Origin of the sequence: Streptomyces sp. WAC05292 (assembly GCF_003949955.1) — a bacterium.
Taxonomy (GTDB): Bacteria; Actinomycetota; Actinomycetes; order Streptomycetales; family Streptomycetaceae; genus Streptomyces; species Streptomyces globosus.
This window is the reverse complement of the sequence record NZ_RPSE01000039.1, coordinates 15,684-29,800: the sequence shown is the minus strand read 5'-3', so window position 1 is coordinate 29,800 and position 14,117 is coordinate 15,684. Positions and strand designations below refer to the sequence as shown.

Below are 14,117 nucleotides of genomic sequence, written 5' to 3'. Positions count from 1 at the left end.
GTACCTGTCGTCCCAGAGCTCTCTGACCGCTTCTCTGGCCGGGAGCGGCCGGCGCCGTGCCGTGCTGCTGCGCTCCGCGCCCCAGTGGGACAGCCCGGTTCCGCTTGATCAGGGCCAGGACCTCGCGCTGGGTGCGTACGAGTGCCTCTTCCAGCCTGTCCGTGCGCTGCTGTTCACTGCGGGCCACATTGCGCAGGGACTCAAGGAGGGCTTCCCCTTCCGGGCCCTCGGCCGACGCCAGTTCCAGCGTGCTCCAGGACGCGGCGGCCAGCGCTTCGGCGACCTTTCGTGCCTGGGCGATGGACGTGCCGTACTGCTCGGCGCTCGCCTGGCCGAGGTCGAAGCGGGCCAGTGCCTCCACTGTCTTCTTCGCCCCCGCGGCTCCCTGGCCTGCCGTCCCGGTCAGGGCCTTCAGCAGTTCCACGGCCTGCCGGGCCAGGGCGAGGCGGCCGGTCTCACCGGTCTGGTCGAGGTGCAGGAACCCGGCGTGGTCCTCCAGCCGCTGGACGAGCTCGGCGGCGGGCTCCTGGAAGGCGCGGGCCTGCTCGGTGATCTGGCGGGCGAACTGGTTGACGATGCGGCCGCGCAGGAGCGTGGGCGCCGTCTGGCCGAAGACCGCGGCGAAGCGCTGCCGGGCCGTCTCCCAGTCCTCGGCGGAGGGCAGGGGCTGGCTGCGCAGGGCGTCGCGGTCCTTGATCTGGGTCAGTTCCGGGGCGGGGTCGAGCGGCATGCCCTCCCGCACCCAGACCCGGTCGTCCATCTCGGCGAAGGAGGCCACGACGAGCCGGACGAGGAAGTCGGGCAGTCCGCGGGGGGTGGGCTTGTCGCTCCAGTCGGTGAGCGTGATCAGAGTGAGGTCGCTGGTGACGCCCTTCTCACGGGCGAGCTGGCGGAAGTGGTCGGCCCAGAAGGTGGACAGCTCGAAGTACGCCTCCTTCTGCTGTCCGAGGCGCAGCGGACCGGCGATCCGCCGCATCAGCGCCCGGTCGCCCGCCGGGACCTCGGCCCGGTGGTCGCGGGCTTCGGCCGCGGCCCGGACGTGGGTGAAGACCTTCCTGGCGTCGGCGGCCTTGACGACCGTCCCGGTGTTCTCGGGGTCGAGGTCGGGGTGGTCGGGGAACTGGGTGGCGAGCAGCTTGCCGGCGATGTGCCGGATGCCGTCGTGCAGCGACTGCCCGAAGGAGAGGGTGAGCCCGTCGACCTCGCGCAGCGACTCCAGGTGGTCGCTGAAGCCCAGCTCCACATCCGCCGGCTTCTTCTCGGCGAGTCCGTACGCCTGCTTGAAGGCCGCCTTGATGCTCTTGAGCAGGGATTCGCGCTGGGTCTCCAGGAGGCCCTTGGCGCGGGCCCGGTTGTCGGCGTTCAGGTGGCCGGCGTACTGGCTGTCGAAGCGCTGGTCGTCGGCGAGCGCCTTGTCGATGACGACGAGGCGGCAGAAGTCGGCGTACCGCTGGCTGGAGAGGTGGGTGGGCAGCCAGGCGACCGTGCGGGACCGCTCGTCCTGCTGCTTCTCCCGCAGGCGGCGGATGCGGTTGGCGTCCTCGACGGGGCCGTACTCGCCGTCGTCGAAGGGGAGGTCGATGGCAATGCGCCAGCGGCCCTCCTCGCGGGGCATGAGGTCGTGGTCGGGCAGCTCGTCCTCGTCCGCCATGTTCCCGAAGATCACCTCGACGGCGCGGCTGGTGCCGCGCCAGACGAGGTTCAGCTCGTCGACCAGCTGGCCCTGGCTGAGGTCGAGCTCCTCGGCGAGCAGCCGCTTGGCGAGGGCGAGGCGGTTGCCCGGGTTGTTGTTGACGTTGGCGTTGGCGATGACCGAGTCGACGTCGACTCCGGAGAGCTCCAGGCGGACGCCCGGGTTGGCGTCGGTGCCGATCTCCTTGATCTCCGGGAAGCGGCCCGCCCAGTCGGCGACCTTGTTCTTGAGGATGCCGTACTCGCGGCCGGGGATCGGGGCGACGACCGAGCCGTAGTTCAGCGCGGACAGGCGGCGGATCGTCAGGTCGGCGAGAGCCGGCACGCTCGGGGCGAGCGCGGAGAGGAGGAGGGTGCCGATGATCCGGTTGTCGCCGACGAAGGTCTTCACCCGGCCGCGCAGCTCCGGGTCGGTGAGGGTCTCGGGGCGGTGGGTGTACTGCTCGACGTCCTCCTCCGACACGTTGTACGTGGCGAGGAGGAACGGGCGCAGCTTGGTGCGGTACAGCTTGTCGGCGGCCTCGAAGACGACCTTGAGGCTGTCGGTGAACGGCTTGTCGCCGCCCGCGGTGATCAGCGGGTACAGGTCGCCGACCGGGATCAGGTCGCCCAGGCGCAGCTCGTGGCGGTGGTCGGCGAGGAGCTGGCCCATCAGCTTCATGCCGGTGCGGTTGCGCTGCAACGCGGAGGAGACGTGGACGAGCGTGTCCATGAAGGCGGGGGAGAACGGGTAGGTGAGCCGGAAGCTCTCCTCGTCGGCCCCGACGCCGTCGGCGCCGCGGTCGGAGCCGAGGAGGGTGTCCCACACCTCCTGGCGGACCTTGCGGGTCTTCTCGAACTCGGCGGTGATGAGGGCGGCCGCCTCGGCGTCCTTGGGCCGGAGCAGGCGGGCGTGCGCGACCTGGGGGAGGTTGCGGTCCTCCAGGGTGATCTTGTCGAACCGGCCGGATGCCTGGTTGAGGGTGTCCTGGATGGAGGACTCGGCGGCCCCGGACAGCTCCTCGCCGACCAGCTCGCGCAGGTCGCGCTGGCGGGCGATGAACGACACGATCGGGATGGCGCGGCGGGCGTCGGCGCCTTCGACGAAGTTCGTGATCTTGCCGGCCTCGCGGCCCACGAACTTCTGGTCGTGGATGAGGGTGGCCAGCCACAGGATCAGCTCGTCGAGGAAGAGGATCAGGCCGTCGTAGCCGAGGGACTTCGCGTGTTCGGCGATCACGGACAGGCCGGCGTCGAGCGAGATGAAGCCGTGCTCGTTCTCGTGGGCGTTCTGCGTGAAGCCGGGCAGCAGGTTGGTGCTCGCATCTTGGACCAGCCGGGCGCGCAGCTCCACGGGGGTGGAGGGGGTGACGAGGTTGAGCGCGTACCCGGCTTCGTGGATCTCCTGGGCGGCGAGCGCGGTGTCGAGGAGGGCGGGCGTCCAGGCGAAGGACTCGCCCCACTCGTCGTCCTCGTCCGCCTCCCCGCCGACCGTGCCGAGGCCCTTGATGACGGCCTCGTCGCCCATCCGCTCGCGCATGGCACGGATGTCGGCGAAGAGGGAGTCGGTGCGGTAGACGCGGGGGGTCGGCGCCTCGGGGTGGAGCTTCTTGACGTGGTCCACGTAGGTGCCGAGGACCCGCTGCTCCAGGGCCTTCGCGCCGAGCATGTGGTACGGGACGAGAAGGAACTTCTTGCCCTCCGTGGTGAGCCACTCGTGCTTGGCGAGTACGGGGTCGAAGTCGGAGCGGCGGCGGGCGGCCGGGCTGCCGCTGAGGAGGGCGTGCAGCACGGCCATGAAGTGCGACTTACCGGAACCGAAGGAACCGTGGAGGTACGCGGCCTTGGAAGTGTGCCCGTCGAGGGATGCCTTGATGAGGCCGAGGGCCTCGTCGAAGTTCTCCAGCAGCCGTTCCGTGACGACGTAGTCCTTGAGCGCGAGCTCGGCACCCTCGGGGGTGGTGGCCTCGGAGAGGCGCAGGACGAAGTCGGAGGTGGAGATCGACTCCTTGATGTCGATCACATCGCGGAGGAGGGGCGGCTGCTGGGCCATTGCGCGTCTCGCTCACCTTCTGACGGCGTGCGCCGTCGCAGTCCGTGCCGGTACCGGGACAAGTTCCTCCGACATTGTCCGGCATCCTCGCTGGTTACGGGCCTGATGGGCGGAAATCTCCCGAGGATCGGGACGGCAGCGGCCACCGACGGCAGCGGGGTACGGAAGCGGCCGGCCGCCTCAGCTGGTCGGACGGGGCCTACGGCTCCGGGCGTTGACCTCCGCGAGGCGGGCCCGGAGCACTTCCGCGGTGCTGACCGGCTCGGTGTCTTCCGATTCCGCTTCCCATGCCCGGCCGCCGGTGAGGGGGCGGATCCGGAGGTGGGGGCCGATGCGGTCGGTGACGATGCCGAGGCGGTTGCGGCGGGTGTCCCGGACGATCGCGCCGATGGCCGGGGCGGGGCCGGGACCGGGCAGGTCGTCGGCCGTCATCGGGAGGCGCCCCGAGTGATCACTTCCGCGAGGGCGTGTGCCACGGGTGCGGAGCACTGCCCGAGGTGGACGAAGGCGTAGCGGGCGCCCTCGGCCCAGGGGGTACGGATGTCCATGGCGGGCAACTGGATGCCGGCCCGGGTGAGGGCGGCGGCGAGGGCGTCACGGGCGTCCATGGCTTCCTTGATCTTGCGCTGGGCGGGGGTGGCGGGTCGGGGAGCGGGCATGACGGACTCCTTCGGCTGGCGGTGACCTGTTTCCCGGACCGGGGCGTGTGAGGTGGATTACGGTGCGTAGCCCGGGCACTACGAGCATGGATCTCGCAGGAGGCTGGCGACACCGTGGAGGGGGTCTGGTTCCCCAGCCCGCGGCGGTAGTTCCACACCTTCCACGGAGACCAAGGAGGGGAGCCGTGATGCCGCCACGCAGGGTGGTCACGGGCCGCAGCCAGGAGCCGCGGCAACGGTTCGCGGAGGAGCTGCGGCAGCTGAGGGCGGGGAGCGGGGCGAGCCTGCGGCAGCTGGGGGAGCGGCTGGGGTGGGACTGGTCGCTCTTCGGGAAGATGGAGAAGGGCGAAACCCTGGGCGGGCCCGAGGTCGCCCAGGCGCTGGACCAGCACTACGGGACCTCGGGGATGCTGCTCGTGCTCTGGGAGCTTGCGCGCGGGGACAAGACCCAGTTCAAGGAGCGGTACCGGCGGTACATGACGCTGGAGTCCGAGGCGGTGAGCCTGTGGCACTTCGCGGTGAGCGTGCTGCCGGGGTTGCTTCAGACGCGGGGGTACGCGCGGGAGTTGCTGGCTTCCGGTGGATCCAGCGGAGTAGAGCTGACGCAGCAGGTGGAAGCGCGAATGGGACGGCGGGACCTCCTGGAAGGGGAGGGCTCACCACCATTCCGGACCATCCTCTCGGATGCCGTGCTCAGAACCGCGCTGCAAGATGCGAGGGAGTGGCGAGAGCAGCTGGAGCACCTGGTCGAGCTATCAGAGCGGTCGAACCTGACGCTTCAAGTGCTGCCTCAGAGTGCCGGGTTGCATGGCCTATCGACGACGGACGTCATGTTTCTTCGCTTGTCCGACGGGCGTACCGTGGCGTACACCGAGCACGGCTACGGGGGCGAACTGATCGAGGAGAACGTCGCGGTGGAGCGCATGCAACGTGCGTACGATGCGACGCGTGACCTGGCGCTTTCCCCGGCCGAGTCGCAAGAGTTCATCCTGCGCATGTTGGAGGAAGTGCCGTGCGATCCATCGACCTGAGTGCCGCGACCTGGCGCAAGAGCAGCTACAGCAACCAGGACGGCGGCCAGTGCGTCGAGGTCTCAGACGACTTCGCCGCCGCCGTCCCCGTGCGGGACAGCAAGCACCCGCACGGTCCAGTGATCGTGTTCCCGGCGAATGGCTGGGCGGCCTTCGTCACGGCCGTCAAGGGCGACCAACTGCCCGGTTGAGGATTGACCACGACCGAACGGCCTCCGCGAATTCCGTTCTCGGAGGCCGTCGGCGTTGTCGGCAGCCCTACTTCTTGGTGGTGCGTCGTCCTCGGGTTGCGGCGGCCGGGCGCCAGGCGCGCAGGTCGTCATCGGTCAGGCCGTGCTCCCCCTGCACCATCTGCCGGTCGCCCCGGAAGAAGGCGGCCGGTGAGGCTCCGAAGTTCGGGTCGAATTCGTTGTGCCACTGGTCAAGCCAGGGCTGGAGCTCCAGCAGCCCGGCGAGGAACGGCGTCAGCTCCTCGGAGGTCAGCGCCTCATGAGAGGCGATGTACGCGTCGAGGGCGTACGCCTGCTCCCGGTGGTCCCAGCCGGCCCAGCCATAGAGGTCGGGCGTGGGGGTGTTGGTTTGCCCGTACGAGATGAACCGCTCCTTGGGCACGTCGAGCTTGCCGCGCGCCTTCCAGTAGGAGGGCCGCAGGAAGTCCGCCGAGGTGTACTTCGGCGGTACGGGGATCGCGTCCCGGATCTTCCGCTTGGCCGGCTCATCTGGGGCGGCGTCCTCCTGCCGCTGGAGAGCCCAGACATGCTCCCAGTCCTCGCGCTTCTTCAACCCGGAGGGCTTGTACCGCAGGGCGGGCAGGAACGGCACATGCTCGTCGGTCATCAACTCGGCGACGATGGCGGGCAGCTCCTTGCGGGGCGCGTAGATCTTGGCGACGGAGACGAAGTCCTCGTCACGGGAAAGAGAGTCCGTGAGCCGGGAGAGGCTGACGAGGTCGGGCATCCCGTTCTCGTCGAACCAGTGATCACGGTTCTCCATCCGATCCAGGAGCCAAGACCGCAGGGCTTGCTCCTGAAGGCTGTCCCAGCCGTCCGACTTCCAGCGACGTTTAAACTCGGGTCGTTCAACCATGCCGATAGCGCGACTTGACTCGATGGCGTCAATGCGCTTTTGGACGGCCTCCCGGTAAGAGGCGGGCCATCGGGCAGGGATCTCAGTAATGGGCGTGGACCCGTGTCGCCTAAACCACTCATCGCTGGCCTCATTAGCGGCGATGCGACGAGCGAGAACAATCTCGAAAGCACGTTCGCCCAAGGCGAGTTCTGGGACGGTGGCACCTGCTGGATCTCCAGACACGCTCAGATCCTCGGGGAACAAGCCGTAGAGCGAGTAGACCTTCCAGTCCAACTCTTCCTGGAGCGCGATCATGCGTGCGCGGATGGAGTTCCAGACATTCTTAGCGTCACGTAGAGCGGCCGGCGTGGCAGTTAGCCTTCTCACTACTGCCCTCGGGCTGGTGTAGGTCAGTTTTTGAGCGAGGCCGTCCAAGGCAATGCTGAGGGCTGTGGGGTAGCTGACGGGCAAGGGGAAGTCGTGCAACTTGGTGCCTGTGAACTCAAATGAATTCTTCCAGGCCTCGCTACCCATTGCGGCGTACCCTGCTTCAACGCGCGCGCCACCGCCCTCGCCCTTATTGTGTGAAACTTGTTGGAGCCAGAAGCAGGCAGTAGAGCTGTTGAGCAGCCCGAGCAATTGCAGATGCTCCTCCTCGCTCGCCCCCTCCCGCAGTTTGATTACCGGTGCGGACTGCTTGAATACCTTACCGCCTCGGTCTAGCACGAAATGGTTATGTGTCGCCACGAACGCTAGGGTAATTGTCCAAGCGTGGGCACCAGGGCTTCGAGTGGTCTGATGCCACTCGTACCACTTGCGTCCGTCAGAGAAATAGGTCCCCTTTGAAAAGGTGGCGCGATTTCCCATCGTGGTTCGCCCAGGCCAGAGCCACCTGTAAGCACCTGAATTTTCTGGCAACTCTTGAAGCTTGAGATCCGCAGTGTACGGGAAGAAGCTGTAAGTATCGCCCACATGTTCCCAATCGCGCAGTTCGTCACCGAGGATTAGATCCTTGCCAAGTTCCTCCTCCGCACCCCTGCGGACCCAGGCTGCTTTTGTTGTAAGCATGATATCATCGGCATTAGTCATGCCGAAAACCCCAAGTCGGCTGGTCAGTGTGGAAAGTGTCGCCTGCCGAGAGTTATTGAGCTGTTCCACCATTTCGAGGCCGCCGTCAGATAGAATCCAAGGCTGCTTTCCGAAGTGACGTCCGCGTTCTAGGTCGTCGACGGAAACCCACTGACTCGTTGAACCTGGGTCGTCGATCTGGCGAGCAATAGCGTTCCAAACCTTCCCATCCTCGGCCAGTTCTGGAGCGTCAGGCTCGCCTTGGACACTACGCACTGTCCGAATTGTTTCGGAACGGTTATTGCCGCCACGCTGCTTCCCGATAAGAATGACCGTGGGTGTTCCGTGCCCTGGAATGTAAGCCCCCGAGGTGTCGATCACCTCTGTCAGTTCCACCTCGTGGCCGAAGTAAGCCTCGATGAGGCGCGTGCCGAATTCCCGTTTCATGAAGGAGTTCGCGGTGATCTGCCCGACCATGCCGTAACCCCGCCCGCTCTGGCTGTCTCCTACCTTGGCCAGCTCGAAGAATCGCTGTGCGAATGGGATCGAAAGGGCGTACTTGCCAGAGCAGGCTTTGTAGAGTCCTCGATACAGCTCGTTGAGCTTCTTGTCCTTCACTGTGATGTAAGGTGGATTGCCCACTACAACGTGGTAGCGCCCCTGGTGGAGGATGCCCGGGTGCTCGTGCACGTCCTCCGGCATGTACTTGAATTCAGCCAGCTCGTCGGTGCCTTCGGTTTCCAGGTTCTCGAACAGGTTGCCCTGCTGGTGCCGGTGCTTGATGAGCGAGTCACCGACCGCCAAATGAAGCGGCCACTCGTACCTCGCGACCTCGGCCATTGTCCGGACGCCGCTCGCTGCCATGGCCGCAACCAACAACCGGAACCGTGCAATAGCCACTGCGAACGGGTTTAGGTCCACGCCGTGCACCGAGTCCAGCGCGGCCCGCACCCGCTCATGTACGTCCTTACTGGGCTGGCCCTCGGCCCACAGGCGGACAAGCCGCCGGAACGTACCCAGCACGAAGTGGCCCGACCCGCACGTCGGATCGATCATCTTCAGACCCTCGTAGCCGAACTCGCGGACTGCCGGGTCCATGGTGCGGTCGAGGATGAACTCCTCTACGAACTCCGGGGTTTGGAGGAGCGCGTAGGTCTTGCGGGCGGCCTCGCTGAGGTCCTGGTACAAGTCACCCAGGAAGCGGGTGTCCCAGCCCTGCGTGCCGTCCTCATTCAGCTTGTCCGTGAAGTCGTGGACCAGGACGCCCGCCTCGTCACGCTCGCGCCAGAACGCGATCAGATCGCGTGCTCCGTCGTGCGACAGGGGGATCTGGAACAGCGGGTTGTGCTTGCGGTCGAACAACAGACGGCCGGCCTGGCCGGCGCCCAGCTCCTCGAAGGCGCGCTCCAGCCAGCCGCGGAAGGTCGGGTCCGGGTCCTTCGCCACGTACTCCTCGTACCGGGCCAGGGCCAGGTCGCGGCGGTCCGGGTCCGGGGCCGTGAGGTACGGCTCCGGGATGAGCTCGTTGTCCTCGCAGAAGCGGACGAAGACCGTGCCCAGGACCCAGGCGACCGCGACCTGCGTGACGCGCTCGTCCAGCCAGGAGTTCCACGTCGCCGCCGTGCGGCCCAGCTTGCGGGCCTGGTCGTATTCGGCGCGCAGGCGGGTGCCTACCTCGGTGACAGCCTTGACCTGCTTGCCGAGGTCCGTCTCGACCGCTTTGACCTGCTTCTTGAGGTCTTCCAACAGGGCCTTGCGGTCGATCACTTGGTGTCTCCCTCGGTTCCGTCCGTCACTGCTGTCCTGCTCGTACTCGCGTCCTTGACCCACGAGTCCGGAAGTTCGATCCACTCGCCCAGGCCCGCCTGGTAGGCCACCGCCACCTGGCCCAGCTTCGGCTCCCTCGCCGGGTCGCTCTGCGGGACCAGGAGCCACAGGCCGCGGCCGCCCTGGCGGGCTGCCTCCGCCAGGCGGTCCAGGACGCCCATCGCGTCGTAGCGGGCGAAGGCCGCCGCCTCCGTCAGGAGGACCGGGCCGGTGCCCGCGGCGGGGGCCAGCAGGGTGCGGATCTGCGGTTCCACCCTGCCCCACGCCGTCCGGGCGTACTCCGCGAACTTCATCGCGCCGCGCGAGCCCGGCTCCGCCACGTCAGCCTTCAGCAGCGTCTCCCACGTCGGCTTCGAGCCCTCCGGGGCGAGCGCGTGCATCGCCTCCAGGAAGAGGGCCGTCACCGAGACCGCCTGGGCGCCGATGGGCGGCGCGGCCAAGGCGCGCGTCGCTTCCTCCGGGCGGTGGTGGTGCACGGTCAGGACGCGGTAGCCGTCGCGGCGGGCCGACGCGGCCAGGCGTTCCTTCGCGCGGACGGCGCCCGCCAGCGCCGGGTCGTCCGCGTAGCGGGTCACCGCACCCACATCCGTGGCCTGGCGCCAGGCCCCCGTCGTCAGGTAGCTGGACGCGCTGTCCATGCGGGTCGGCAGGTAGCGCAGGGTCTTGGTGTCCTCGCGCGTGGACAGCGTCAGGTCGAAGCCGGCGTCCCGGAGGGCCTTCGTCAGGGGGCCGGCCGTAGGGAGCTCGTGGGTGAGGCCGCCCCGGGAGTCCGGCAGGACCAGCTCGGGGAAGCGGGCCCGGACGCGCTCGTGGACGTCCTCGCTCGTCACGCCCGGCTGGCGGGCCTCTGGGACGTTCGGGATGAGGCGGACGAGGCCGGCCTGGGTGAGGCGGAGTGCCCGTACGAGGGACAGGTCGCGCGGGTAGATCTCCAGGCGGGGCGTCGCCGCCGCGTTGAGGGAGGCGGCCGCGGCCAGCTCCACCAGGCGGCGTTCGTCCCACTCCACCGAGCCCGGGGGAGGGGTGAGGGAACCGAGCTCGCTCAGTACCGTCGTCGCCGTCGGGAGTGTTTCGAGGCGGGCCAGCCGGTCGGCCGTCTTTCCCAGGCGGGTGGCGTAGTCGAGCAGGCCCGGCGCCGTCGGGGTGTCCGGGGCGTCGTCCTCGCGGACGTCCAGGGCCAGCAGGCCCGCGCCCAGTGCCTCCTCCGTCGCCTTGCGGTTCGGCTGGTGCTGGAACTCGGCTTCCTCCGGCTCCAGCTGCTCCACCTCCACCACCGCCCGCACGGCGGCCAGCGCCAGCGCACGCCGCTGCTCGCGCTCCGCGAGCTGCGTGCCACGGCGTACGGCGAGGGCGTCGGCGATCTCGGCTGCGGAGGCGACCCGGCCCAGGCCGGAGAGGAGGTCCATGATCTCGGCGCGCAGTGCCTGTACCGCCGGGTGCTTCTTCCAGCGCTTGCGCTCCTCCTTGAGGAGCTGCGGGATGCGGCCGGCCGACAGGCCGAGGGCGTCCGCGACGTCCTTCTGCTTGGGCCAGACGCCGATGTCCGGCAGGTCGCCCTGCGCGTTGGGCAGGCGTAGGAGCAGGCGTACGGTCTCGACCTTGTTGTGGTTCGAGCGGTTGTTGTTGAGTTCCGGGACGAAGATCGTGGCCAGGGTGTCCAGGCTGACGGCCCGCAGGGCGGAGCCGGTGAGGCCGCCGGCGTTCTCACCGGAGGCCAGGGCCCCGAGCAGCACGGACTCGGTGCCGGACAGCTGGGCCAGTTCCTCCTTGGCCTCGGCCCGGCCCCGCGGGGTGAGCGGCGAGACCGGCGACTCCCGGAGGCGGTCGCCCCACTCGCGCTGGCGGCGCTGGACCTCGCTGCGGGTCTTCGCACCCAGGCCGGGGGCGTTGAGCAGCTTGCGGCGGCTGTAGTCGAGGAGTTCGCCGACCGTGGTGACGTCCAGGCCGTAGAGGAAGGCCTCGGCGGCCGGGGTGAGGCCGGCGGCCGACAGGTGGGTGTCGCGGGTGACCTCGGCCGCCAGCTGCTCGCGCTGCTGCTCCGCGGTGAGCGGTTCGGCGTCCGCGATGGTGGCCTGGCCGGTCACGGCGGAGGAATGCTCCGCCGGTTCCGGGTGGCGGGAGCGGTGGCTGGACGGGACGGTCTGCGACGCGTCCAGGAAGATCTTCTTCCAGGCGTCCCGCATCGGCTTCAGCTCGGGGAAGCGTCGGGAGGCGTCCCGGTGCAGGGCCTTCTCGAAGAAGGAGACCAGGCCGTCGCGCACGGCGGGCTCGAAGGCGTCCTTCGCGATGGTCGGGTACGGGTGCTGCTTCGGGTCCGTCATCCGGGGCAGCACCGAGCCGTCGCCCCACTTGGGGAGTTCGCCCGAGGCCATCTGGTGCAGGGTGACCGCGACCGCGTACCGCTCGGCGTGGGAGTCGTAGGCGGTCCGGGTCAGCGTCCCGATGAACGGGTCGAGGTAGCCCTCCGTGCCGGCCTCGTAGTCCTTAGCCGGGTATCCGGCCAGGGAGAAGTCGATGAGGACGAGCTCGCGGGTGCGGTTCGGGCGGATGCGGATGGCGATGTTGTCCGGCTTGATGTCGCGGTGCCAGACGCTCTCGCCCTCCAGGAAGTCGACGGCGCCGAAGAGGTAGTCGCCGTACGCCTCCAGCTGGTCGATCTGGAGCCTGCCGCTCTCGCGCAGCTGGCGGGCCACGGTTTCCTCGCGGCGGCGGGTGCGGGGGGTTCCGGATTCCTCGCCCTCGCCGGTCTCCTCCCGTTCGTCGCCCACGTACTCCAGGACGAGGACCGTACGGTCGGCGATCTTCAGCGGTTCCGGCTCGACGAGCCGGATGACGCGGGAGTCGGCACGCAGCCGCCCCATGACCTCGGCCTCGTGGGCGAGGATCTCGCCCCGGCTGTCGGAGAGCGCCACCTTGAGGACCGCCAAGGGCCGCGTCTTGCGCTCCTCGGCCTCCAGGTCGCGTACGAGGAAGGCGCGGCTCGTGGAACCGGTGCCCAGGCGACGCCGGACCTGCCAGCGCCCGCCGAGTACGTCGCCGGCGACCGCTTCGAGCGGGTCCTTCTCGGGGGCCTCCGGTGCCGGGGGCGCTGCCGGGGCGGTGAGGGAGTCCTCGACGAGTTCCAGCATCTCGAGGAACTCGTCGACGGTGGAGAGGCGCTGGCCGGGCCGGTAGGCGGTGGCCGCCTGCACCAGGTCGTCGATGTCCTCGGAGAGGCCGTCCACGAGGGAGCTGGGGCGCAGGCCCTCGCCCGCTTCGAGGCGCGTCAGGAGTTCTGCCTGGCTGGCGGCCGGGGCCTTGCCCGTCACCAGGAGGTAGGTGAGGACACCGAGGCCGTAGACGTCCAGGTAGACCGGGTCGGCATTGAGGGCGGTCAGCTCGGGCGCGAGGTAGGGGTCGGAGCCCTCCGGCAGGTGCATCGCCGACAGCGCGGTCGGGGCGAAGCGGGTCCCGCCCTGCCCGGAGCCGCCCGCGCCGCTGCGCTGGGTGGCGATCTGCCAGTCGGAGATCTGCAGGTGCGGGGAGAGCCAGGCCGCGTCCTCGCCGACGGCCTGTCCCTCGCGCCCGCGGTTGCGCGGTATGACGTGCACCGAGCGGGCGGCGAGTGCCCGGTGGTGGATGCGGCTGGAGTGGGCGGAGCGCATCGTCTCGGCGAGCTGCCGGACGAGGGCCATGCGGCCGAGGATGTCGAGCTTCTCCCCGTACTGGAGGAGGTACTCGTCCAGGCGCAGGGTCTGCGGGTGGTAGTCGAAGATCAGGGCGGGGCCCCAGGCGTGCCCGGACGGGTCGTACTGCTTGAGCTGGACGACACCGGGGTGGCGGAAGCGGCGCAAGACGGCCGCCTCGCGTCGGGCGGCGCTCTCCACGGACTGCCGGATCGAGGCGTCCGAGCCGCGCTCGCGCAGGTAGATGCGGACGCGGGCGACCTCGGGCAGCTCGGTGTGCTCGGCGAGGTAGTCGGCCCAGGTCTCGCCGGAGTCGAAGGCCTTCCGCTTCAGCTCGTACGGTCCGACCTTGTACCTGGCGTCGCTGGGGCGGACGCCGACCCGCTCCAGGGCGGTCTTGATCTCGCGGGAGTCGATGGCGGTGATCCGCCGGCGCTCGTCACGCGGGGGCTGCTGCAGCATCGCGACCAGCTCGGTGATCGTGTAGACACCGTTCTCGTCGTGGGCGGGGAGCCGTACGCGCAGGTCGCCGGCCGTGAAGCAGACAGCCTCGGCGACCCAGACGCGCTTGCCGTTCTGGCCGAGCAGCCCGGCGAGCTCCTTCGCCTTCTTGTTGACCAGGTGCAGCGGGTTGCCGTGGGTGACACGGCGACCGGTGGGCGTGGTCTGGACCCAGGTGCCGTTCTCGCTGGTCAGGGAGCCATGCCAGTTCTTCAGCTCGATCATGCAGACGCCGCCGGGGGCGACGACGAGGAGATCGATCTCGCGGACGTGTCCGGTGTTCGCGGTGAAGGTGAAGTTCGACCAGGCCCGCCAGGGATCCGCGTCGGGCAGCTTCTCGCGGATCGATTCCAAGCCGCGGTGTTCGTGCTCGTACTCGGACTCGGTGACCGTGGTCCACCGGCCTTCCCGCATGTGCGGCCCCCGCTTCGTCGCTTCCTGCTGAGAGCTGACCGGCTCGGCCATCCGGCGGAGGGGGAAGCTCTCGGCAGATCCTAACGGCGGGCAGTGGCATCCGGGACAGCTGCGACGAAGCGGGCAGCGAGATGCAGGGCGGTGGCCAGGTGCGATCCGG

At 68.9% G+C, this 14,117-nt stretch carries 7 protein-coding genes; 2 read left to right on the top strand and 5 right to left on the bottom strand.

Features of this window, described 5'->3' with window-relative positions; genetic code table 11:
* The 3 genes from EF903_RS07655 to EF903_RS07645 form a co-directional block, all read right to left on the bottom strand.
* Positions 1-3,724 (bottom strand): phage resistance protein (locus EF903_RS07655; RefSeq protein WP_260614935.1); only part of this gene is annotated, 3,724 nt, incomplete at its 3' end.
* Between the two features lie 180 nt (positions 3,725-3,904).
* Positions 3,905-4,156, bottom strand: a complete 252-nt coding sequence (locus EF903_RS07650; RefSeq protein ID WP_125542189.1) for a hypothetical protein — start codon at positions 4,154-4,156, stop codon at positions 3,905-3,907.
* The gene (locus EF903_RS07645; RefSeq protein ID WP_125542187.1) at positions 4,153-4,383 is read right to left on the bottom strand and encodes a hypothetical protein; all 231 of its coding nucleotides are present in this window, start codon (positions 4,381-4,383) and stop codon (positions 4,153-4,155) included. The genes EF903_RS07650 and EF903_RS07645 overlap by 4 nt, the downstream gene beginning before the upstream one ends.
* Positions 4,384-4,571: 188 nt before the next feature.
* Here EF903_RS07645 and EF903_RS07640 point away from each other — a divergent pair, with 188 nt between their 5' ends.
* A complete protein-coding gene (locus EF903_RS07640; protein ID WP_125542195.1) occupies positions 4,572-5,414 on the top strand; it encodes a helix-turn-helix transcriptional regulator in 843 nt (280 codons plus the stop codon).
* Positions 5,396-5,605, top strand: a complete 210-nt coding sequence (locus tag EF903_RS07635) for a DUF397 domain-containing protein (protein ID WP_125542185.1) — start codon at positions 5,396-5,398, stop codon at positions 5,603-5,605. The genes EF903_RS07640 and EF903_RS07635 overlap by 19 nt, the downstream gene beginning before the upstream one ends.
* Positions 5,606-5,672: 67 nt before the next feature.
* On the opposite strand, the gene pglX is transcribed toward EF903_RS07635, so the two are convergent.
* A complete protein-coding gene (gene pglX, locus EF903_RS07630) occupies positions 5,673-9,317 on the bottom strand; it encodes a BREX-2 system adenine-specific DNA-methyltransferase PglX (RefSeq protein ID WP_125542183.1) in 3,645 nt (1,214 codons plus the stop codon).
* Positions 9,314-13,957, bottom strand: a complete 4,644-nt coding sequence (gene pglW, locus EF903_RS07625) for a BREX system serine/threonine kinase PglW (RefSeq protein ID WP_125542193.1) — start codon at positions 13,955-13,957, stop codon at positions 9,314-9,316. Before pglW ends, pglX begins: the two co-directional genes overlap by 4 nt.
* Positions 13,958-14,117 lie beyond the last annotated feature (160 nt).